We start from the raw sequence: 23,775 nt of genomic DNA, 5'->3' as shown, positions 1-23,775 counted from the left end.
CGTCGTCCAACACCGCCGCAGTCACGGGCGCTAACCCCGAAAGGACTCCCCATGCTTTTCGCTTCGCTGCGCTCACCCTCCCTACGCGCCCTCACGATCACCGTCGCGACGGCCGCCGCCACGTTCTCGGTCCCAGCCTTTGCCGCTCCAAGCTCCAGAGCCATGTACCAGGCTCTTGTCATGTCAGCTTCTGATCCGGAGAAGGGCTATCCGGAGCTAGAGGCTGTTATGAAGTTTGAACCGAGCTAGGTTCTTTGCGGGCGCGTGTTTTTTGTTCAGCATGGAGAGATGGGTAAGGTCCGTGTGGGGTATCCGTGCGATGTGACGGATGAGGAGTGGGCGTTTGTGCTTCCGTATCTGCTGTTATGCCGCGAGGATAGCAGGCACCGGGAGCACGATCTGCGTGAGGTCTTCAACGGTCTTCGCTATATTGCGAAGACGGGCTGCCAGTGGCGCTGGATGCCGCACGATCTTCCTCCATGGGCGGCGGTGTACCAGCAGACTAGGCGCTGGATAGCGGCAGGCTGTTTTGAAGCCCTGGTGGCCGATGTGCAGTCGCTGCTGCGTGAGTGGAAGGGGCGAAAAGGCCAGCCCACGGCGGTTTGTCTCGACAGCCGCACTCTGCAGTCGACACCAGAGAGCGGCGCGAGGGCGGGCTATGACGGAGCCAAGCGGCGCAAGGGATCGAAGGTGCATATCGCCGTCGATACGCTCGGCCACCTGCTTGCGCTGACCGTGACGGCGGCCGATGAAGGCGATCGGAGCCAGGTCGCGGCACTGGCCGAACAGGTGCAGCAGGTGACTGGAAACACGGTCGAGTTGGCTTATGTCGACCAGGGCTACACCGGACCAAATGCCGCCGAGGCCGCCCTCGAACACGGCATCCGGCTTGAAGTGGTCAAGCACCCCATGGCCAAACGAGGCTTTGTGCTGCTGCCCAAACGCTGGGTCGTGGAACGAAGCTTCGCCTGGGCGGCACGCTTCCGCAGGCTCGCCCGAGACTATGAACGACTCGATACCACCCTCAAAGGACTCCACTTCGTCGCCTTCGCCATCCTTATGTGCGCAAGACTCGTCAATTCCGCACTTACACCTTCATAACAGCCTCTAGGTAGTATGTTTTACGCAGTGCATGCTCCAGAACCACGTATCAGGATCGGGCCAGAAGCTCTTCACGCTCACCTGGATTGGCAAATTCCCTATAAAGCCGGCTTCCTTCGGGTGAATTTGACCGATTTGATCACTGGGAAACCCATCAAGGTGATGTCGACCGAATTGTCTGTCGGTGCAGGGGATGCTGTCCGGTACATGCATGGAAGTGAATATTCCAACCAAGTGCTCTTGATCCCGCCCAATGAGCAAGTTTTTCTCAAAGTAAGTGCTCAGGGATATGAGTCATGGCCTGAAGGTGAGGCGTAAGCGTGTGATCTTCCCATCTGGCGCGTGTGCCGATGCGGGCCTGACGATGGGTTGATGGAAGCTCCTGGGGTGTTGGTCCGGCAGGTCCGGAAGCGTCGTTCCACTGCTGAGAAGCGGCTGATTGTGGAGCAAGCTTTGGAGCCGGGCGCGAGCGTTGCACGAGTAGCTCGTGCACATGGATTGAACGCGAACGTGGTCTTCAACTGGCGTCGCTTGTATAGCGATGGCAAGCTGGTCGTCGAAGCACCTCAAGCGATGAAGCTTCTACCTGTGAGCGTAGAAGAGCACGAAGTCGTTGAGCCGCCGCCGGAAGAGGTAGTCACTCCAAGCTATGGTTCGATCCACATCGAGCTCCGGGGCAAGGTCCGGATCAGCGTGGAAGGTCATGCGGACCCGGCCGCGATCCGTGCGGTGCTTGAGGTTCTACGAGGGTGATTGACCTTCTCGTCAAGGAGCAGAGCGCGGGCACGCGGATCTGGATTGCGGCAGGTGTGACGGACATGCGTCGAGGCTTTCAGGGGCTTGCGGCCCAGGTGCAGACAGCGCTTGAACAGCAGCCCTACTCCGGTCACATCTTCATCTTTCGCGGGCGGCGCGGAGACATGGTGAAGCTGCTTTGGTTCGACGGTGATGGACTCTGCCTGTTCCAGAAGCGGCTCGAACGAGGACGTTTTGTGTGGCCTCAGGCTTCGAGTGGTACAGTCTCTCTGAGCCGTGCTCAGTTGTCGATGTTGCTCGAAGGAATCGACTGGAGAGCGCCTCTTCGCACCGCCGAACGGGTGATGAGTGTTTAAGGTTTCGTCCAGTATTCATGCGGGTTTTCTTCTGTTAACTGAGACGTGATTGTGGCATACTTCGTCCATGCCTGAGACGCTCATCCTGCCCGATCTGGACATCATGGATGTAGCGGCTTTGAAGGCTTTGGCCCGGGCACAGCACAAGCAGTCCCAGGCGCAACAGGATCTGATCAAGGCACAGCAGGATCAGTACCTCGCAAGCCTCAGCTCGCGTGCAAGCGAGATCGCCCATCTCAAGCTGCTGCTCGACAAGCTCCAGCGGATGCTCTTTGGCGCGAAGAGCGAGAAGCTCGTACGGCAGGTCGACCAACTGGAGCTTCAGCTAGAAGAGCTGGAGACATCGCGTGGGGAAGAAGAAGTATCCTCGCACCTGCCGCTTCAGACGGAGACGCAGCAAGAACCGAAGCAGTCTTCCCGTCGTACGCTGCCGGAACATCTGCCCCGCGAGATAGAGACCCATCTTCCTGAGACAAGCTGTTGCCCTGGTTGTGGTGGTGCGTTGCGTGAGTTCGGAGAAGATGTCTCTGAGGTTCTCGAGTATGTTCCTGAGAGCTTCAAGGTCATCCGTCACGTGCGACCGAAGTTCAGCTGCGGCCGTTGCGAGACGGTGGTCGAAGCACCTGCACCGTCGCGGCCCATTGCGCGTTCTTACGCCGGACCTGGTCTGCTTTCCCATGTGCTGGTCGCGAAGTACTGCGATCACACCCCGCTCAACCGGCAGTCCGAGATCTATGCCCGCGAGGGTGTCGATCTCGACCGCTCTACCCTCGCCGGCTGGGTCGGCGCTTCAGCCGCCCTTCTCGCGCCCCTGGTCGAAGCGGTACGCACTCATGTGCTCTCGGCCACCAGGCTTCACGCCGACGACACCCCCGTGCCGGTACTCGCGCCAGGCAACGGTAGAACGAAGACGGGACGGCTCTGGACCTATGTCCGTGATGGCCGTCCATGTGCCGATCCAGTTCCGCCTGCGGTCTGGTTCGCCTTCTCACCCGACCGCCGCGGCGAACACCCGCAGACCCACCTGAAGAGCTTCCGTGGAACCCTCCAGGCCGACGCCTATGCGGGATTTCATCCGCTCTATGAAGGAGGAAGGATCGTCGAAGCAGTATGCTGGGCGCATACGCGGCGCAAGTTCCACGACATCTTCGCCGCCACCGCGTCGGCTACTGCTTCCGAGGCCATCCGGCGCATCGGCTTGCTCTACGCCGTCGAAAAACAGATGCGCGGAAGCCCGCCAGAGATCCGACACGCAGTCAGACAAGCACGTGCCAAGCCGGTGATGGAAGAACTTCGCGCATGGCTTGATCAGATGCTTCAGACCCTCTCTGCCAAGAGCGATATGGCCGGAGCGATCCGTTATGCGCTCTCGCGCTGGACTGCACTCACACGCTACCTCGACGATGGCACGGTCGAGATCGACAACAACGCCGCCGAACGCGCGTTGCGCGTCGTCGCGCTCGGACGCAAGAATTATCTGTTTGCAGGCTCGAACGCAGGAGGAGAACGCGCCGCTGCGATCTACTCACTGCTCGGGACAGCCAAGCTCAACGGGATCAACCCGGAGCACTATCTCAGATACATCCTCACCAACATCGCTGATCATCCGGTCAACCGCATCGCAGAGCTCCTGCCCTGGAACATCCCCGTCGCTTGCAGAAAGACATAACGACCGACACCTAATAAGTGTCCGCCTAAAATAAGCGGACACTTAGCCCACACAACTCAGACAAGTGTCGATTCGGCTAGAGGGGAAGAACAAACGCTTACGGTGAGGCGCAAGGAAGACTCGTTGATCTCCTGCCAGGCCAGGAGAAGAGCCTTGCAGTGTCTCTGCGTCCAAAAGCACCTCAACCTCGAAACAAATAGTTTGCCGCTCTCAGGCACGTAGAACAAACGCGACCAGCTTGTACTCATTGAAACCAGCGTTTTAGCCCGGTATATGGTCGCGCCTCGAAAACGGGATTTGCGGAAGTTTCGGCTCCGCCAGATCGTCCGTACCGGCGAAGTTGCCGCAAACGTCGGCGGTCTCAACCGGTCGATGCAACACCATCTGATTTAGATCATTTCTTGAGAGGTGGTGTGTATGAGACAAGGGAGACCGCCCCGTTTTGCAGGCAGGGCGAGGCCACCGACTGCCGCATGTCTTCCAGCTCCTATCGCCCCGTTAACTCCCTATCCGCATGGAGTTTGCGCCTAACCCGCTTCCGCAAGCGCGGCGTGCCTGCCGACAAACGCCAACACCAGCAGCACTACCGCCGTTGTCCACGCTCCTACGAGTGGCCTATTCGGAACACGCATTGCGAGCACCATGCCCGACCCGATCAGCACCGCCGCCAGCGCTCCAGAGTGGTTCATCCCATAACTGAACATGAACGGCAGATAATGCGCTCCGACCACAATCATCAGCGCCGGATAAAACGATAAAACCAGTCATGCCGGTACAGTGTCGCCCATACACCACCGGGAACATCAACGGCAGAACAAACGCCACCTGCATCCCGAGCGCATTCATCGGATGTCCCTTTGGCAATGATGCCGGACGCCCCATCAGTCGCAGCAACAACTGCATCAACGGGAAGATGAAACATTCCCCTAGTACCAGTACTCATGCACCCACGCGCAAGGAAAACCAAGTAGCGACGATCGGCGAAGCAAACCAAACGATGCTGGACGCCAGGGTCCCAGGGAAACCACCCACAAACGTCGTCCTTACATCTCTCTGCGCCTGTGCGATCTCCATAGCGAAGATAATAGCGCAGGGAGGAACTCCCCCAGTCTGACAATTGTCATGCGTACTGGTGGGCCGGTATTTAACCCCGAAGTCAGGTTTTGGGAAACAACGCGGTTTCCGCCCGCGGACAGGTCGAAGTTTCCGCAATCGCCGGCGGTTATGCGCACAATCGACGCATTAGTGCCATGCGCGTATCCGCCGTGTTTAAATTATCCAAAAGAGCGTCAATGAGCGAACACGGCAATGGTTTCGACAGGAGATATCCCTGCACCATGTGGCACTCTAGCTCTCGGAGATACTCAAGTTCGGACGGCAGTTCTACGCCTTCGGCGACAACCTTTTTCCCCAGGTTATGGGCAAGATGGACTACAGTACGTACGAGTTCCCCCCGAACCGGGTCCTGATCGAGATTGCGGACGAAGCTTTGATCCACCTTAATCACGTCGAATTCGTAGCGCAAGAGATAACTCAATGACGAGTAGCCCGTACCAAAGTCATCTAACGAAATCTGAATGCCTGTGGCGCGCAGCCGCGAAAGAACCTCGGATACGGAATGCTGACCGTCCAACAACACGGATTCAGTAATCTCAAGTTTCAAGAGGGCCGGGGGAAGACCCGATTCCTGTAGAGTTGACGCGATCGTCGCGAATAGATCGGGCGCGTCAAACTGGCGGGCAGACAGATTAATGCTGATGAACAACTGCTGTCCATGGAGAGCATTCCAGGAAGATACTTGCCGGCACGCGACACGAAGAACGAATTCGCCAAGCGGAGTGATCAGACCCATGTCTTCTGCAACAGGGATGAACTCTGCCGGCGAAATAACGCCAAGTTCCGCATCCGTCCAGCGGACTAGGGCCTCAAATCCAACGAGCGCAGTTTCGGACAACCCGTAGATTGGCTGGTAGTGGACCGTGAGGGCTTCTGCTGCGAGCGCATCCCGGAGCGCCAATTCAATCCGCAGTTTCCGATTGGCTGCATCTCTCATGGCACTGGCAAACCTCATGAAGCGGTCTTTGCCGGCAAGTTTTGCCTTATACATCGCGCAGTCCGCATCTCTCATCATTGTCTCCGCATCGGAGCCTGGACTCCCCCCAGCCACGCCCGCGCTCGCAGTCACGTAGAGATATTTGCCATCAATCAACAGGGGCGAGCGAATCGCTTCAATGAGTCTGGCGGCGATCACTCCGGCTTCACATTGTTCAACGTTGGCGAGGAGAACGGCGAATTCATCGCCGCCGTATCGGACCAGCAGGTCTTGGCTGCGAACTGCTTGTTGAACTCGCTCGGAAACGAGGACCAATACTTTATTCCCAATCTCGCGTCCCCACCCCTCGTTCAACAATTTGAAACGATCCAAGTCAAACAAAATAATTACCAGCTCTCCGTTACAACCTTTACCATCACATTCCAGGTGCTTCGTGAGTGCTTGCTGCAGAAACGCGCGGTTGGGTAGGCCGGTGAGCGAGTCATGTAGCGAGGCATGTCTGAGTCCTTCTTGTGCCCTTCGGAGTTGCCACTCTCGCGCCGTAGTTCTAGCCGCAAATAGAAGGGACGTAATCACAACAGCTGTGCCGCACAGTGCGGGGTGAGTATGAGCTAAAGCAACAGACGCAAGCATCGACATTGCGGCCAATCCCAGCGCACTGATTCCTTGAAGGTGATGTCGGGCAGAATCGCGAATGATGTAGTCGTCGCCTAGCGCCGCACTGGGCGGGCATACGAGCGTCAAAACGCTGAATATCAGAAATGGAAGCGGCCAGCAGATATCTATGAGTGAGCCTAGGCCAAAACCGAAGCCCTGTCCGGCATAGCCAATCGCAGAGAAGAATCCGTATGCCAGCGAGTAGAGCAAGAGGTTTCGGAAGAATATGCGCTCCGAACCGACGTGAGTTGTGGAGTAGCGAAGGGCACAAGCCAAAACCATTGCAACACTCTGCACATTGTAGGCCGTGACCATCGAAAGCGATGTCGGCTGATGGAAGACAAGTATAAAGAGAATGATGAAAAACGCCGCGGACTGAGCGGTGTCTAGCCACGAGACAATGTCCTCTTTTGAGTCGCGCCTTGCCGCAACCAATAAAAGCGGAAAGGCAAAGGCAAGCCATGCCACATCGCTGCTGTTCGGTGATCGTGCGGGCTTGGCCGATAAGAATACACTGAGAAGGAATAGGGCCTGACCCAAGGACCAAACGAGGAACGCGAAGGCTAAGCGATGCCACAACCGGCGGCTGGCTACACCGCCCATCGATTCCTTAGCCTGGAATATACAGACTAGCGCCGCCGTAAGTACCGAGAACAACTGGATGATGTTGGATGCGATTAGGTTATGAGTAGCCATCAGCAAGACAGCGACATGCACGAAGCCGGTGGCCACGACGATGACTAACAAGCAGGTCCCGTAAGAGATCGATGTGTTTCGGCGCATTGTGGAGATGGCGGCGAGCATCACGCTGGTGTTGCATCTAAGTCTCGATGCGTCTCCACAGAGATTTTGGAAGTAAGCGCACTGAAGCTTGCGCGTGACCGTGACTCACGGTCGGCATGAGTCACTAAGTGATGGTTTTTCGCCAGGACACCTTCGTCGCCCTCATAAGCGAATTCAACTCTATTCCGGCCATTCTGCTTGGCAAGGTATAGCGCCTGATCGGCCCTTGTAACCAGTACTTCGATCTCTTTAGGCGTTGGGTCAAGCCACGCAACACCAAAACTGCAGGTGACAGTCACCGATGCTCTCCCGTCGCAGATTGGCGTTCCAGCAATCGCTAGACGTAGTTCTTCGAGACGATGGGCCGCATCCGAGCGCGTCAGACCGGGCAGCAAAATCAATAATTCCTCCCCGCCGTAGCGTCCCACCCAATCGGTAGGCCGAACCGCGTGGCCTATACGACCAGCACACTCCCGAAGCACAAGATCTCCGAACACATGACCGTAGGTATCATTAATCGATTTAAAGGAGTCGAGGTCCGCCATTGCTATCGCCAGCGGAGTTCCCGTGCCGAAAGCAGTCGCGCACATAGATTTCATCTCAGCGAAGATCGCTGCGCGATTCAAAAGGCCAGTCAGTGAGTCTCGTCTCGTAGTCTCTAGCAGCGCTGAGCGCGTATTGAGCAACTCGCACTTTTCACGTTCCAGTTCCAGGGTCCGCGAGGCAACCAAGGCTTCCAATTCTTGTTGCCTCAGGACCAACAGATGTACGCTGACCCGCCAGGTGCCGTAGAGCAATAGCATAGCTGCAAGACCCTCAATCGATCGAAACCAAGTGCGTCGCCACCAGGGTTCGAGCACAGTGAATGAAAGAGTGAGGGGTGAGGATGTAAGATGCAACCGCTGATCGTAAGCCACGACTGAAAGCGAGTAGGCTCCGGGATTCAATGCGGGATAACGTATTAGTGCGCCATCGGTATCCTGCCATTCGCGCTCGAGGCCGTCGAGACGAAATCGGTAAACAATCGCGTTGCGGCGATTGTAGTTGGTATTGAGAAGTCGAACACTTAGTGCGGGTTCACGTAGATCGAAGCTGCGGTTAGGCTGACCGGAAATATCAAGATTAGCCAGACGAACCTCTGCAAATTGAACTTTGGGAGCTTCTTGGGTGAAAAGATGCTCCGGATGAATCAAGTGTGATAGCCCCGCGCTTGTTGCAATCCAAATCGATCCATCCGGATCCGCATAGAAGCCATGAAAGTCAGTATCGTCCCACAGGAGCCCATCATCTTGTGTGCATTGGACCCACCGAGTTCCGTTATAGACCTGAACGCCGTTGTCGCTTCCAACCCACACCCAACCGCGACTATCCGTGTCGACGAACGTGATGTTATCTGAGCCGAGCATTGCGGTGTCGACAGAACCTATTACATGAGCAGCATTCGCTGCGACTTTGAGGTGCAGCATCGGAGAGGGCTTCTTGCTCTGAGCCCACAAGGTACCGTCCGGTGCGGCCGCGATCATAAAATTGTAGGACGTCCCGCCGGGGAAGGGGAGATCAATGTGCTCCCATCGATTGTTCTGAAGACGAAACAGTCCACGGCCAGTCGTGGCCCAGATCGTGTTATCGGCACCTTCAGTCAGTGCCCAGGCATAACCATCGGGAAAACCGTTGGCCGCCAGATGTGGGGTTGTCCAGCCATCGGCCGACGAAAAGAAAGACAAGCCTGCCCGTGAACAGACCCAAATGTGTTCTTGTTTGTCGATCTTGATCAAGAAAATCCGTCCGAGTTGACTTGTTGCGATTCGAGCCTTTCCATTCTGTGGATTGAAGTCAATCACCTGACCACTCGCATCACCGGTCCACACGTGCTGTCGGGAATCCACAGCTACTGTGTAGAGTCGCTTGAAGGGTAAAGAAGCCGACTGCGAAACCACCTTGTTCTGCCTTGGATCAAGACTGTCTAAGCCAGCATGGGTCACGACCCAAAGACGTTCAGCGTGGTCGCGAGCTGAAGACCACACGACATTACTTCCCAATCCTTCTGAGGTTGTCCAACCCTCCCATTCACCATAGCCATGCCACCGCATGACTCCGTGCCCCAGCGGTGCAAGCCACAAATCGCCGGTGCGATCTAGGAACAGCGTTTGCAGCTCATCCTCAGGGAGTCCGCTATGTTCATCAATGGTGTGCCAATTGCGCCCACTAAGGGAAGCGATTCCCTTTGCAAGATTCAACACAATATTCCCGGCTGTATCCTCCAACAAACTTGCCTCTTGCACGTTTAGGTCGAGGTTTTTGGGGACGGCGACCGGAGCGGAGAAGCGAGAAGCTCCATGTGGCAGGCACAAGATCCGTTTGCCGCCGCGAGCCCAAAGCGAACCATCCCTAGTGAGAAGGAACCGCTTCCATGTGTCCGGGGCAACGCCTTCACCATTACCGAACACCTGGACCCTTTGCTGGGCCAAATCCAGGCGGCAGATTGACTGTCCACACCCTGCCCAAAGAGCACTGTTTACGCTCAGAACGGTGGACAGGGCACGGAGTTCCTTGTACTGCTGTAGCAATGCAGGTGAGAGTGCGGGAGTGACCTGCCATGTGCGCCCGCCGTCTGTGCTAGATATTCGGCGAAGCTTCCCATCCTGCAGAACATAGATGGCATCGGGATCCCCAGATACAGAGACGAGATCCACCCCTTCGGCGGATAGGATCTTAGCAGAGAACTGATCGATGGGCCGCAGGACGCCATCTTTCCAGTACACAAGATGACGGCTATCCAAAACCCAGATCCTGCCTGACCTGTCTTCGTGCATCGCTCGTGTAAGTTCGACGTGAGCGTCATCGAAGGCTTTCTGCTTGATGAAGCGAGCCCCATCAGCGATGAAGACGCCGCTTTCGGTTCCTACCCAGATCCTGCCCGTGTGATCTTGAACAAAAGATGAGACATTCAGATTTGTCAGGCCTGAGCCTTGGCCGTAAGTTGAGAAGACAAAATGCTGTGCGCTAGAGGAACCATTGCCGGCTAATGCAAAAACGATGCAGTTGAGCAGCAATCGCGCGCACGATCTCATACTCATTCGTCGACACTCCATATCTCAGCCGCCATTCACGTACTTTCCTCGTGCTCGCTAATATTGGAGCATAGAGAGCCGACCATGGATGCGTACATAGCTCTACCCAGACACAGGGGAACACAAAAGTTGCATATCCCTAGTGACTTTCATCGCCGCAACAACATTCGTGGCTGAGGCGTCCGGAGCAAGTTGCGAAATCAGCGCGGCAAAGCATGACCTTAAGTGGCACAATGGCGCATCAATTTATGTCGGCTCAAACTATGCGGGTGAAGGCGACGGCTCGGAGGTGTGAAGTAATCGCTATGAACTACAAGACCCTGCTGGATCTATTGAAGATGGACGAGAAGCGTATCGGTGAGGAAGGCATGAAGCTCGCAAGCGTTCGTGATTTCCGCCAGGAAGGAGTCAACAGAATGCGAAGCAGCTCGGGTCGATCTTCTTATAGGAATAGCGTCCGCGTCACCTTCGCATGGCACGCGAGGCGCAACGTAATCACTAGCTTCGGATCGTTGCTTCCTGGTTCCCAATGATGCACAGCGAGTGACCGCTTGCCACGATTGAGCGTTGTGCACCGAGGAACGGCACATGTGTAGCCATCTCGTGCCATGACCGTCGTTCGTTTCATCGCAAACGCGAAGAGGATCAGCAAATCACTCGTCAATAAAAAGATGCGGCAAAGACCAATGTGGTCTTTGCCGCCTCTTTTGCGAATGTGTGCTGACGAAGTTGCCGGTGTGGATTCGGGAACCCTGCCCAGTAATTCGCCAGCACCCAGTTAAGGTTTAGAACTGCACCTTCAGCACGAACTGGTATTCGCGCGGAGTGTAGTTAGGGTCGGTCGCTGAGATAGTCCCGAATGCTGCGTTGCCGAAGGACTGATTTCCACTGTTGTTGTTTGCGATAAAGAAGTTCGGCGTGTTCGAGATGTTAAAGCTTTCGGCACGGAACTGTAGGTTGACCCGCTCGCCTACCGGGAAGTTCTTGAAGATCGAGAGGTCAACGTGGCGGAAGTTGGGACCAACCAACGAGTTGCGCTGGGTGTTTCCAATGGTTCCGAGGGGTTGAGGAGCGAATGCGGCGGTGTTGAAGTACTCCGCATTGGACTTATGAGTGAGGTGTATGTTTCCGATGGTGTTTGGACGATCGCTTCCACCGCTGTTCTGCGGAACGGCCCGGTTGCTGTAACCATATGCCTTCGGTGTTGTCGCAGCGGGACCGCTGTCGAGAGGATTGTCAGCTCCGGACCCACTCTCAACGATCGAGAAGGGCTTGCCGGTCTGCCAGACGGAGATCGTGTTCGCCTGCCAGCCAGATACGATCAGCTTCTTGATGCCCGTGAACTGCTTGCCATACTGCAGTTGGTAGTTCAGCGAGAGAGCGAAGCGGTTATGGATCTGATCTTCCGAGGTTCCGTACTCTACTGCACGGATGTTCGTCGGAAGAGTATTGCTCCAGCCCTGGTCGCCCTGTTCGGAGAAGCCAGTGATGTCGCTCAGAGCCTTCGCCCAGGTGTAGTTTGCGTCGATGGCCAGCCCTTTGGTGAAGCGGCGCTGGAACGATGTCTGTAGAGCGCTGTAGTTGGAGATGCCCTCTGTCGCCAGGTAGCTGACACCGCTCAAGTTCGGCAGAACTCCGCTGAGCGGACGTGCGCCGTTGACGGGATTGGCTGCAGTTCCAAGTGTCTGCAGAGGGTTATACGGCAAGGGTTGGTTGATATTGTTGATGGATTCGGGCAGGTGCTGGGCAATGTTGCCAACGTAGCCGATAGTGAAGACGTTCGCGCCGAATTGCTGTTCCACCTGGAGATTGAACTGTTGGATAAGAGCTGATTTGAAGTTGGTCGCTTCAGCAACGAACCCAAGACCAGGGATGGTCGATAGATCCGCGAGTTGTGCTGATGATGGAGGTGCGGGAACAGGTATGCCTTGGTTGATCGATCCGGGCTGTCCTTGGGATGCGCAGTCGGGGTTCTGACCTGCGGGAATCACCCCGCCATTTACGGACTTTTCGAGTGTGATAGCAATGCTGGACTGGCACGATGGAGCGTAGACGGAGGTGAACGGAGCATTCTTCAAGTCGCCGTTCGACGTATAGTTGCCGGGGAAGTAGCTGAGACCGTAACCGCCGCGAACGACAGTAGTCGGTGCTACCGAGTAGGAGAAGCCGAGCCGCGGAGCGACGTTGCCGTAGTTAGTTGGGATGCCGGCCGTATCGCTGACACCATTGATCCCGGCGATCTTCAAGGCGCCCGCAACACCAGCAGTGGTTGTGGCGTTCAGCGCCTCATAGAAATCGAAGTTGGAAATATGGTTGTGCGCCTCGGTAAACGGTGTGTACACATCGTAGCGAACGCCGAGGAGCAGTGTGAGCTTGGGTGTTATCTTCCAGCTATCCTGCGCGAAGGCGCTTGGTTCCCAGGCGCGATAGTCGGGAGGAGAAAGGTTGAAGTTGCGCGACTGATTGTTGAATCCACCGAGCAGCGTGGAGGCAATCTGGTTGTTCTGCTGCGTCAGTTGATCTGGATCTGAGTCGCTGGTCAGGTTGAAGCTGTAAGCACCCACAGCCGAGGCACTTTGCACGTTGCGGGCCTGTCTGCGGATCAAGCCAGCTCCAAACTTGAAATTGTGATTGCCCTTCGTCCAGCTAACCGCACCATTGTACTGAAAGGTGTTGTCGATGTCCTGCAGCGGAACATAAGCGCCGTCTCCAATGTCTCCGAACGGTCCGATCGAGACTGGTGTCAGAGAGTTAGCGAAAGGGCTAAACGAGGTCATGCTAGCTGGGAAGCCGATGACCGACTGGTCAACGTTCTTACCGTAGTTCAGAGGAAGCGACAGGTTGTTGATGCGGGTATAGCCAGCGCGGAAGTCGGCGACGAGCGACGGGCTGAAGATGTGGGTGTAACCGACGACCCACTGCTGAGCAACGTTCGATGCGGGACCGTCAAAATTGTACCGGCCGCCACTGATCTGAACCCCATTAACGGTGCCGAAGTTCGGCGGGGTGACGGTCTGCACATTGTTGTAGGAGAAGCGAACGAAGACCTGGTTAGCACTATTGATTGTATGGTCTACGCGAGCTCCGTAGGTGTTGGATGTTTGGGTCTTGTTGGGGCTGATGGTGAAGTTGTTTGAGAGATTGCTATTGGTAGGTGCTGGAAAAAGCTTGAGATAGTTTAACGTGATCGGGTTGATAGGCGTGCCCGTGGCAAAGGCCTGAGCTGTGCCGTTTTCTGTCGACAAGAGCGCCTGCGGTGACCCGCCGTTCAGGCTGTTGATATCGTTGTATTCAGCAAGCGTCGGAACGGTTCCGGTGTCGGTCACGCCGACTACCTGGCGAAGACCTTCGTAGTCGAAGTGGAAGAAGGTACGGTCGCGGAAGATCGGACCGCCGATGCTGCCTCCATACTGGTTCTGGCGCAACTCTGGCTTGGGACCACTCGTCTGGAAGTAGCTGCGGCCGTCGAAGATATCGTTCCGAAAATACTCGTAAGCTGATCCGTGGAACTGGTTCGATCCTGAGGTTGTGATGATATTGATCACGCCGCCGGCCGTGCGTCCCGCCTCAGCCGCGTAGCTGTTCGTCTGTACGGTGATCTCTTGGATGCCCTCGACGTTTGGCTTGATGCCGATGGTTCCAATGATGCGTTCGTTGTCGTCGATTCCATCGACAACCCAGTTGTTGAGGCTTTCATCCTGCCCGTTAATAGAGAGCCCAGCCGCGTTGGTGCGGCGGTCGTCAGGACGGCCGCCACTGCTCAGTCCGTTGCCCTGCCCCTCGTTGGCTCCAGGAACGAGCGAAACGAGTTGGACGAAATTGCGTCCATTCAGAGGCAGGTCCTGTACTGCCTGGGCAGTGACTGTCGAGCTTACGGTCGCGCTGTCAGCCTGCAGGAGAGGTGTCGAGGCCGTCACCTCGATGATTTGATCCTTCGATCCGCTTTGGAGGTGAACGTCGTTCCGGGCCCGGTCACCGGCCTCCACGGCGAGGTCCTTCGTGAGGGACTGTTGGAATCCCGAGGCCTCAACTGAGATCGAATAATGTCCAACCGGGAGCAAGGTGAACGTGTAGTCACCGGAGTTGTTCGACGTGATGGTGCGCTTCTCATTCGTTCCAATGTTGGTTATCGTAACGGTGGCATTGGGAACTACTGCCCCTGTCGCATCCGAGACGGTCCCGAGGATATCTGCCGTTGTAAGCTGTCCAAAGGACAGGCTGGCACCGGTCATTAGGAAAGCGAGTAGAAGAAGTAACTTTGGAAGCATGCGGAGTTGAGACTTGACGCTCTGGCCTAAAGGAGCGCTACGCTGCTGGGGAGTCAGGATCATGTGGTGTCCTTTTGTAGAATCAAAGGAAATGGACGCCATTGCTTCGACATGTCGTCCGAATGCACACCCTATATAAGGGAACGCGTTTTCAATCGTCGAGCGATTGAGAGCACTCGCTTGTTTAAACCTCTGCCTCACACATCCGAAGATGTCGGAATGAGTATTCAAACAAGATTGTGATTCGGGATGACACTAGGTATCGGAAAGAACAGTTGGCAAGGGACTTACGGTAGTACACCGTCAAACGCGCTCATTTATAGGAACTTGCGGGTTTGCGTATCGAGCAATTGCAGACGTATAATACGTCACGGTGGTGTAGACGGGCGGCTCGCGCTCTAAACAGAGCGCGTAAGGTTCAGCGACTTCCCATACTCGCCGTCAACGGGGCTGCTTACCTTAGCATGACTAAGCAACTGGGATGCACCTTTGGCAGAAGAAGCAACGCAATACAGCCCGAACGACGACATCAGCCGAAAAGCGCTCCTCGAACAACTAGAGCGCATTGTTACGAGTAACCACTTCCGCAATAGTAAACGTTACCCGTCGTTTCTCCGGTTCATAGTCCAGCGAACAGTGGAAGAGAATACCGAAGTGCTTAAGGAGCGAAACCTGGGCACGGAGGTCTTTGGACGTCCTAGCGACTACGACACGAGCGCCGACCCAATTGTCCGTGTCACTGCCGGCGAAGTCAGAAAGCGTATCGCCCAGTATTACCAAACCGCCGGCCATCAAGAGGAGTTGCGCATAGACCTTCCGATTGGGTCTTACGTCCCGCACTTCTATGCTCCAGGCCAACAGGCCAAGTCGGCGGATGGTCCACCCACACCAGAGCTGACGGTTGCCCCAGTGCCGTCCGTTGTCGCCGAAGAAGGCGCCGAGGCGACCACCACTATCGTCCCACCACAAGCTGAACTCGTTCCTAGGAGCAAGTGGTGGAGGCGGCTTGGGCGGATTTGGACGACGCTGACGTACGCCTGCGCCCTGATCGGGTTCATCTCCATGGCTTACCTCCTGGCAGCGGGAGTTCGGTCTCGACTACGCAATCCCGGAAGCAATTACTTCTGGCGCTCGTATACGCCCAGTAGCGATGCTTTGATCGTAGTCGGAGTTCACTTTACGGACAGTTCCGGAAGGTCGATGACCGCAGATTCGCGCGCAGAATCGCTAATCAGCGCAAATGAAACGGCACTTGCAGCCATGGAGACGGCCGACATGGTGCCTGTGAGCGACATGGTCAGCTATAGCAAGTTGATCGACGTACTCACGCACCGAGGTGTGCCCTACAAGACGCAGACTTCGGTCGAAACCACGCTCGATGAACTGCGACCGGGCCCGGTTGTTCTTTTTGGGGGACTCAACAATTTATGGACGCTTCGGCTTACTTCCGGACTTCGTTATCGTTTCTCGTCTCAAAGCGCGAACCTATATTCTATTGAGGATAGTCAACATCCTTCCACCAAGTGGAATTTTGACAATCTACAACCGGCTCATGGAAATTATCGTGACTATGCAATCGTCGCAAGCTATTTCGATAAAACGATTGAGCAGCATGTGGTAGTCGCGGCAGGAGTCGGGAAGAGTGGAACTGTAGCCGCAACAGAGTTCCTGGCAAGTGAAAACGACATGAAGAACTGGATGGCTGCAACCGGCGTCAGACCCGACTCGAACGTCGAGCTAGTTCTAGCTACTGACGTCCTGGACGGAGATCCGGGCCCTCCCCATGTGATCGCCTATAGTGTTTGGTAAAGATCCGTGGTATGCACAAACTGGCCAGTCTTAGACAGCGGCGCAGATCGTAGTAACAAATGGAACAGTTCCCGACAGCGGCGCAACTCAGTTCAGTGTTCGCACGAACCGGGGAAACGTCGTAAGCGAGAGGTGGCTCGGGGAAACTGAACAGGGGTCTAAGTGTAGGATCTCGTCTGATCTGGCCTACGATGGCCTGAAAGAGGAGCAGGAATGAGCAGACGTCCCCGTCGGAACCACACAGCAGCGTTCAAGGCGAAGGTGGCGTTAGCCGCGTTGAAGAGTGAGAAGACGCTTTTGGAGTTGGCGCAGCAGTTCGATGTGCATGCCAACCAGATCACACAGTGGAAGAGCCAGTTGCTTGAAGGAGCGGCCGGCGTCTTCGGCGGCGAGTCGAAGGGTGAGCCTGCGGAGGCCGCTGTCGATGTGAAGACACTGCATGCGAAGATCGGCCAGTTGACCTTGGAGAACGATTTTTTAGAAGGGGCGCTCACCAAGGCCGGGTTGCTGAGCGCAAGAAGATGATCGACCGCGAGCACAAGCTGCCCATCAGGCGTCAGGCCGAGGTGCTCTCAATCAGCCGTGGCGTGGCGTATTACAAGCCGCGTCCAGTCTCTGAACAAGACCTGCTGTTGATGCAGAAACTGGACGAACTGCATCTGAACTATCCGTTCGCGGGCAGCCGGATTTTGCGCGGTCTACTGCATCAACAAGGCGTCGACGCGGGACGGTTGCACATCGGCACGCTGATGAAGAAGATGGGCATCGAGGCGATCTACCGCAAAAGGAACACGTCGAAGCCCGCGCCAGGCCATAGGATTTACCCGTATTTGCTGCGGAGTCTCATGGTGACGCGGCCCAACCAGGCGTGGGCGATGGACATCAGCTACATCCCGATGGCGCGGGGCTTCGTCTATCTCGCTGCCGTGGTGGACTGGTTCAGTCGCAAGATCCTGAGTTGGCGGCTGTCGATCACGATGGATGTTTAGATCTGCCTCGAAGCGGTCGAAGAGGCGCTGTCGAAGCATGATAAACCGGAGATCTTCAACACCGATCAGGGCAGTCAGTTCACCAGTGAGGCCTTCACAGAGCAACTCAGAAAGAACGAGATCCAGATCAGCATGGACGGAAAGGGCTGCTGGCGCGACAATGTCTTCGTGGAACGGATCTGGAGAACGATCAAGTACGAAGAGGTCTACCTCCGCGCCTACGACTCGGTACAGGAAGCCAGAACCTGCCTGGGAAAGTACATCGAGTTCTACAACCAGATCAGACCCCACTCCAGCCTGAAAGGAAAGACCCCCAATCAGGTCCACCTCAACCGCCTGCCAGAATAACTGGCAGCCTAACCACGACAGAATCTCCACTTAGGAATCAGAGAAATCTGTTCAACCAAACCGAGCCACCTCTGTGCGGCCTGATGCCGGAGCCGTACGCTGGGGATGGTGCGGCTTTGCTCTTCTGTCCCATCATGGGATGATGGCTGAGACCACGATGCAAAACAATCAACGCACGGAGTGGGTAACCATTGCCAGGTAGTCGTGTCGGCCCGTGACTTCCACCATGAGTGTTGTTCTGATAGCTATTTAGTGGCGTATTTCTTTTGACGCTATTTGGCGCACGGTTCCCTACGAGACACTAGGCATGTTGAGCGCTAGCGCAGGATCATGCCTGGCCAATCACCAAGCTCTCGCGGGCGGGCATCGTCAACTTAACGTTGCGATGTGCATCCTCGATCCGGCAAGAGGTGTTTGGGAGGCGATGTTCTACGGAAGTGCCACGCCAAGAGCCGTAGCGCGCCAGAGTTGAAGTGCATGTGTGAGTCGACGTCGATAGGAGGCTGCTGAGAGCAGATGACGACGAAAGCGGAAAGCGGTGTTGATGGATTCGAAGGTGGAGAGAAAACGTTGTGCCTGTTCGGGGCTCTGGAAACGCTTCATCTGCCTTTCGCGAGTGCGTTTAGGCTGATGGGAGTTCTCGCATCGATTGTTCAGATAACGACTCTGCCGGTGTTCTACCTCGGGCAGGATCCACCTCTTGGCTGCGGCGTAGCTTCGCAGCTTGTCCGTAATGATGACGCGCGGAGCGCCTCCTGCGGCGCATAGAAGCCTGCGAAAGAAGCGCAGCGCCGCCCAGCGATCCCGCTTCGGCTGGACCAGAATGTCGATGGTGACACCGTTCTCGTCCACAGCCCGCCAGAGGTAGTGCTGAACGCCGTTCATCTTGAGGAAGACCTCATCCAGATGCCATTTCGAACCGATGCGAGGCCGACTCTTTCGAAGCTGCGAAGCATAGAGGGCGCCGAACTTCTGACACCATTCCCGGACGGTCTCATACGTCACGCGCACACCGCGAACCGCCATCATCTCTTCGATATTGCGATAGCTCAGAGAGAAACGAAAATACAGCCAGACGCAGTGCTCCGCTACTTCGATCGGAAAACGATGACGGCGATACCGCTCAGAGCTGCTCACCTCCTCAGCTTCCCACACACGTTAAGTTGACGATGCCTCCGCTATCTCAGCCCCGTTCCGTTCGAGCAGCAAGCACTCGCTTCACCACTCGCCCTCGCAGCCTGACCGCGAAGGCTCAACCCCAACCCGACGAAAGTCCTAAACCAGTACGTTTATGAGCGACGCGTTCTAAGGGCAAGGTCACTTCGCGAGTTTAGGCAGTGCCTTCACCAGTTGGTTGTCAGCGCTGTACAAATCGCGCAATTCGTCGATCAGAACTGTCTTCAATGCCATTGTGTCGTTTCCATAACGCTCTAAAAGCCTTCTCATCATATTGTCAAGGGCGGACTAAAAGGTGACCTGGAGCAACCGGAGCCGACTAGAACCATGTCTGCCTTCTGTATTGTAGGTATCTCTCGCCGAAGCTCTCAGCAAGCACAGCTCGCTCTCTCTTGATGCGGCTTGTTTGCAGCGGAATGAGGACGGCAAAGATCAACAGGCCCCACGGTCTCTCAAGATAAAGCGAGATCCCAATCAGCACGATTGCTCCCGAAAGATAAATCGGGTTCTGCACGCGCGCGTAGATTCCGGTGGTGACAAGATCGTGGGCTTCTGCTTTACCGGTCAAGTTCGAGCTCAGTTGCCAGCGAGCAATGGTCCAGAGCAACATCCCACCCACCCACAATGTCAGACCAAATAAATTTGTTCGCGTCCATTCTTGGGGCTCCAGGCTCAGAGCAACAACGGCGCTGATTACAATGTTCGCAATAACCGTAAGATAATTGAGTCGTCTGCGCTGCTTCTTCTGTCTGACGCCCGTCGACTCATCTTCAGCTTGGACTAATGAACTTTTGAGTGAAGCATGAGGGGTCGCCCTCACAACTCCAAGCGGCGCGTCTTCCCAGTTATGCATACATTTGTCACAAGACCAGAAATTCTCCTCGGAAGATGCCTCGAAGGTCACCTGAGAAGATCTGCAGATGGGGCATGTTGGGAGGACCACTTCCGCCTGTAGTAAGTGTGCCAGGGACTCTTCGGCGTAAGCCTCCAATATTCCGGCAGAGATTACCCTAAGAGCGGTCTCCGCATGGTCTGGGGCAACACTCACTTGAAATCGATATGCCGGATCGCTACCCTGAAGCCTAGAATGCGAGGCCTCAATGTCGTCAAGGCTTAACATGTGTGTCACGAGTTCGGCATCCGCCAGTGTCCTTCCTGACCAGACCCTAATTTGCGTCATTTCGTTATTGGAGTCCTCCTCGTCGGAACCGACATAGTGCGAGGCCTCCAACTCACGTATTTCAATCTCTGCAATTAGCACCGCCCGAGCCAATTCCGTCAGTTCCTGATTCAAGTGACGCAGAAGCATCTCGTCATCATAAGCGGCATACATTTTCGCGAGTTCGCGTCGCCTTGAATCCTCGTCTCGTAACATTTCACCCTCTAAACGGTTCCCGCGTTACGACGAAGTCACGCGCTGGATTTTATTGCTGACGTGGGGCTTCTCGATGTTTTCTTTGCCAGCGGACCATGTCGTAAGCGAGCTCGGACCGAGAGGAGACTGGCAGCATTCGGGTTATGAGTTAGAAACCGTTTCCTGAAAGATGCCTAGATCATGTTCCGTCGGATGTGAGATCTAAGGTGTCAGGTTTTGTTAAGAACTGTTATGGTTTGTAGCGCCATGCTCCTCCTTTCCGTGGGCGGTGTGTTTCTGAACATTCTCTTGTTTTTTGCGGGTTAACCATTCCCATCGATCTGTCGCGCCCGAATCGAAGCATACGACCCCACCTTCCAGGATGATGTCTCCCGGAAGCAGCGATCCCTTTGTCCTTTTGCTTTGATGACTGAGCTAAAGCGACACGGTCATTTAAATGCGGTTATGGTTGCAACCCTAGCATCCCAAGCGCTTGCAGGGCGGTGGTGTTCGGGGCAACCTCTCGCCAGTCGGACTTCCGCTCTTCACTCTGCTTGCTGATGCTTTTGAAAAGGGCGACCCGACCGCTGAGATTTTATCTTTGTGTGTTTTGTCTTCCAAACCCCAGATCCTACCTCGATTCGCTGCAAGGTGTAGGTGCCACTGTTTCAAGTGTTCCAAGGAGACCGTATTAGAACTGGACCTGATCAGCTACGACAGCATCTATCCCCCTTAGAGGCATGCTTTTTCTATTCATATAAAACGTTCCGGACATACCGTGGATCGCCCGCTGCCTAAGGCTTTGGGGTTGCCGACGACTACCTCTCCTACAAATCTATACAAATGCTTACATTGACAAACCTCATGCCGCGGATTCAGCGGCGAAACTGGGGTATGAGTGGTGGGAATGATAGTAAGTAGGGAGTCGTCGCCACCCGAAAGGCGTGTGTGTTTGGGCCATTACGGCGTAGACCCCTGAGTCGCTTCTCTTTCAAGCGGCAGCCAAGTACAAATCCTAACAATCGGCTTATCTTTCCTGACAGTACGGGAGCTGTTCGCCGAAGAGAATTGGCGCATGGAGGAGCGGATGGCGCAACAGAGAGGTACCTTGAGCAGTCGAGAGCCTCTGTATCGGGCGATCCAGCCGATGGGTGGAGGTGAGTTGAAGAGCGCAACTGTTATTGAAGGCGAACCAGAGTCTTCGGTGATTACAAGAGCTAAGGCTGGCGACTACGAGGCTGTGGAATTACTCCTCGCCCGGTACGGAGAAAGAGTGTTCAAGGTTGCCTTCCGTATAACGGGACAGCGAGAAGACGCCGAGGATGTTGTTCAGGAGACGTTTTTGCGTATGTGCGGCAAACTCGAGCAATTCAGAGGTGATTCGCAATTCTCGACGTGGCTCACGAGGGTGGCGATGAACCAAGCGATCACCGTTCAACGCAAGCAAAAAGGCCGGAAGATCGTTTCGTTGGACTGCCCTGTGGGGGTGGACGATCACTCATTCTTTATCGAGATGCCGGACGGGCGACCGAATCCGGAGCAGCAATTCCGAAAGTGTGAAATAACAGAGTCTTTGAGGGTGGCTATTGCTCAGCTACCACCTGGGATGCGTCGGCTCTTCATGCTTCATTACGTTCACCATGTTCCGGTTAGAGAAGCGGCGGACCGTCTCGGTGTAAGCTTCGCCGCTGCGAAGAGCCGGCTTCTGCGTGCGCGCCGTTTTCTGCGTAAACGCCTGGGGGTTCATCCGATGGCATTCAGCACTCCATAGTCGAGCGAAGTCATCTTGTTCAGTGGTTTGGAAACGGGAGGGCGCGGATCGGCTGTTTGGCTTAGCAAACATTCGAACGCGAAAGCCGGGCTGTCACGAAGTAAGGTCGACGTCGGGCATCATCGTCTCAATCCTCAAACCTGAAAGCGAAGATCGAATTCCGCGCTACTTGAAGAACGACGGAGTCTCCGGTGTGAGCGTGTTCGTTAAGCCTGCAAAGTTTCGAACAAATTTAGCCTTTCTTGTCGACCGAATGCAGGATGTCTCCAACCGCGAGATCGATCGAGTTCGTAGAATGGCCGAAGGTCGAAATCGAAGCAATAGCTTGTTCGTCATGATTGACCTTATGTATTTCTGTTCAGACAAGAAATCGAACTGCCCATGAGCCGAAGTCCGAACGACGCCGGCGATAGCCGTCTGCTTGGAAGAAAAGCCAATGGTGCGCAGCAGACCGCTACGGCGGTGCGTTGTCCGCTATGCCTACGGGCTACTCTGTACGCGGCCACGCGTAGAGATAGCCGGTTCCACGGACGCTTCGGATTCGATCACTTCCGTCTTTCTGCGGGCCTAGCTTCCGGCGTAGATTGCTTATGTGCAAATCAATGCTTCGATCGAAAGGTGAAAATCTGCGATCAAGCACCTGTTCAACCAGTACCTCTCTCGTGAGAACTTTGCCCGCGGAATCGAGAAACTCTCGCAGCAGATCAAACTCGGCAGAGGTCAGTTTCACTTCGTGTCCATCCCGCATTACCGTACGAGTCCCCATATCGAGTTCGAGATCACCCGATACGACAAGGGGCGGACGCTGGGCGGCACTTTCTTTTGCCTGCCAACCCGATCTCCGCAGGACCGCTGTGATGCGGGCGACCAACTCGCGTGGATTGAAGGGCTTTGGCAAATAGTCATCCGCTCCAAGTTCCAATCCAAAGATGCGGTCAAAATCATCGCCCTTGCCCGTCAGCATGAGGACGGGCGTCGTAATCTGCCGTCTGAGATCGCGCAGCACATCAAATCCCTTCCGATCAGGCAGCATAACGTCCAGTATGATGAGCTCAAATCCGCCCGCAATTGCAGCTTTCTCCCCCGCTGCACCGGAGTGAACCGCTGTAGCCAGAAACCCCTCTGCTTCGAGATAGCGGGTGATCAGCTGACACAACTCCCGATCGTCGTCCACAATGAGAAGATGCGGTTCCGCAAGTTGGAGCCCTGCCGCCGATGCGTTGTCTAAACCCTTGGCCATACTATGCCCCTACTAACATCATACTTGCTGATTTCGAGATATAGTCCGGCGAGTTTAGATGCCGCTAGTGTGCTGTCCCAGAGATACGTGAACAAAGTCGTGCAAGCTTCTGAAGGATGGAGTCTGCTGTTGCGGCCCACGCGAATGGTCGGCAGCTACGGTTGTAGTGCTGGACGAAGTGGTCGATTCTGGCGATGAGGTGTTTGACGCTTCTGAAACTACCTCTGCGAATCGCCTGCTGGGTGATGAGGCCGAACCAGCGTTCGACTTGATTGAGCCAGGACGAGTAGGTAGGAGTGTAGTGGATCTCGAAGCGGGGCCGTTGTGCGAACCAGAGTCGTACCTTGGCATGCTGTGGGTGGCGTAGCTGTCGA

The 23,775-nt window shown here is 55.5% G+C and carries 17 protein-coding genes and 1 pseudogene; 8 read left to right on the top strand and 10 right to left on the bottom strand.

Going from position 1 to position 23,775, the window contains the following annotated elements; translation table 11 throughout:
• The coding region (locus tag HDF16_RS30415) for a hypothetical protein (RefSeq protein WP_221313349.1) at positions 1–182 on the bottom strand (182 nt) is incomplete at its 3' end.
• 106 nt (positions 183–288) lie between these two features.
• On the opposite strand from HDF16_RS30415, the gene HDF16_RS28305 reads away from it, so the two are divergent.
• From HDF16_RS28305 to tnpC, 5 genes are all read left to right on the top strand, one after another.
• A complete protein-coding gene (locus HDF16_RS28305) occupies positions 289–1,101 on the top strand; it encodes an IS5 family transposase (RefSeq protein ID WP_184224018.1) in 813 nt (270 codons plus the stop codon).
• 15 nt (positions 1,102–1,116) lie between these two features.
• Complete coding sequence (locus HDF16_RS28300) at positions 1,117–1,419, top strand: hypothetical protein (protein ID WP_184224016.1); 303 nt, start codon at positions 1,117–1,119, stop codon at positions 1,417–1,419.
• Positions 1,420–1,473: 54 nt separating this feature from the next.
• Entirely contained in the window at positions 1,474–1,854 is a 381-nt protein-coding gene (tnpA, locus tag HDF16_RS28295) for an IS66-like element accessory protein TnpA (protein WP_184224014.1), read from the top strand.
• Positions 1,851–2,213 (top strand): IS66 family insertion sequence element accessory protein TnpB, encoded by a 363-nt coding sequence (gene tnpB / locus HDF16_RS28290; protein WP_348641460.1) that lies wholly within the window; start codon positions 1,851–1,853, stop codon positions 2,211–2,213. Before tnpA ends, tnpB begins: the two co-directional genes overlap by 4 nt.
• A 67-nt stretch (positions 2,214–2,280) precedes the next feature.
• Entirely contained in the window at positions 2,281–3,882 is a 1,602-nt protein-coding gene (gene tnpC / locus HDF16_RS28285) for an IS66 family transposase (RefSeq protein WP_432432306.1), read from the top strand.
• Between the two features lie 527 nt (positions 3,883–4,409).
• On the opposite strand, the gene HDF16_RS28280 is transcribed toward tnpC, so the two are convergent.
• From HDF16_RS28280 to HDF16_RS28265, 4 genes are all read right to left on the bottom strand, one after another.
• Entirely contained in the window at positions 4,410–4,619 is a 210-nt protein-coding gene (locus tag HDF16_RS28280; protein ID WP_184224012.1) for a hypothetical protein, read from the bottom strand.
• A 485-nt stretch (positions 4,620–5,104) separates the two neighbouring features.
• A complete protein-coding gene (locus HDF16_RS28275) occupies positions 5,105–7,396 on the bottom strand; it encodes a putative bifunctional diguanylate cyclase/phosphodiesterase (protein ID WP_184224010.1) in 2,292 nt (763 codons plus the stop codon).
• Positions 7,396–10,452, bottom strand: a complete 3,057-nt coding sequence (locus HDF16_RS28270) for a ligand-binding sensor domain-containing diguanylate cyclase (RefSeq protein ID WP_184224008.1) — start codon at positions 10,450–10,452, stop codon at positions 7,396–7,398. The genes HDF16_RS28275 and HDF16_RS28270 overlap by 1 nt, the downstream gene beginning before the upstream one ends.
• 779 nt (positions 10,453–11,231) lie before the next feature.
• Positions 11,232–14,777, bottom strand: coding sequence for a TonB-dependent receptor (locus HDF16_RS28265; RefSeq protein ID WP_184224006.1), 3,546 nt, complete (start codon positions 14,775–14,777; stop codon positions 11,232–11,234).
• A 591-nt stretch (positions 14,778–15,368) separates the two neighbouring features.
• On the opposite strand from HDF16_RS28265, the gene HDF16_RS28260 reads away from it, so the two are divergent.
• Positions 15,369–16,523, top strand: coding sequence for a hypothetical protein (locus tag HDF16_RS28260; RefSeq protein WP_184224004.1), 1,155 nt, complete (start codon positions 15,369–15,371; stop codon positions 16,521–16,523).
• A gap of 213 nt (positions 16,524–16,736) precedes the next feature.
• Positions 16,737–17,860, top strand: a pseudogene (locus HDF16_RS28255) (IS3 family transposase).
• A gap of 429 nt (positions 17,861–18,289) precedes the next feature.
• Here the strand turns inward: HDF16_RS28255 and HDF16_RS28250 are convergent.
• The 3 genes from HDF16_RS28250 to HDF16_RS28240 form a co-directional block, all read right to left on the bottom strand.
• Entirely contained in the window at positions 18,290–18,997 is a 708-nt protein-coding gene (locus tag HDF16_RS28250; RefSeq protein ID WP_184224002.1) for an IS6 family transposase, read from the bottom strand.
• A 180-nt stretch (positions 18,998–19,177) separates the two neighbouring features.
• Entirely contained in the window at positions 19,178–19,270 is a 93-nt protein-coding gene (locus tag HDF16_RS28245; protein WP_432432305.1) for a DUF892 family protein, read from the bottom strand.
• 85 nt (positions 19,271–19,355) lie between these two features.
• Complete coding sequence (locus tag HDF16_RS28240) at positions 19,356–20,411, bottom strand: methyltransferase family protein (RefSeq protein WP_221313345.1); 1,056 nt, start codon at positions 20,409–20,411, stop codon at positions 19,356–19,358.
• A 1,141-nt stretch (positions 20,412–21,552) separates the two neighbouring features.
• On the opposite strand from HDF16_RS28240, the gene HDF16_RS28235 reads away from it, so the two are divergent.
• Positions 21,553–22,161 carry an RNA polymerase sigma factor gene (locus tag HDF16_RS28235; protein ID WP_221313343.1) on the top strand — a complete coding sequence of 203 codons (609 nt, stop codon included), beginning with the start codon at positions 21,553–21,555 and terminating at the stop codon, positions 22,159–22,161.
• A 487-nt stretch (positions 22,162–22,648) separates the two neighbouring features.
• Here the strand turns inward: HDF16_RS28235 and HDF16_RS28230 are convergent, their stop codons facing one another.
• Both HDF16_RS28230 and HDF16_RS28225 read right to left on the bottom strand, forming a co-directional pair.
• Entirely contained in the window at positions 22,649–23,401 is a 753-nt protein-coding gene (locus tag HDF16_RS28230; RefSeq protein WP_184223996.1) for a response regulator transcription factor, read from the bottom strand.
• Positions 23,402–23,465: 64 nt separating this feature from the next.
• On the bottom strand, positions 23,466–23,775 hold a 310-nt coding region (locus HDF16_RS28225; RefSeq protein ID WP_221313341.1), incomplete at its 5' end, for a transposase.

Source organism: Granulicella aggregans, from assembly GCF_014203275.1.
Classification (GTDB): Bacteria; Acidobacteriota; Terriglobia; order Terriglobales; family Acidobacteriaceae; genus Edaphobacter.
Note: the sequence above shows the minus strand (reverse complement) of the source record. Positions and strands in the feature narration are given on the sequence as shown.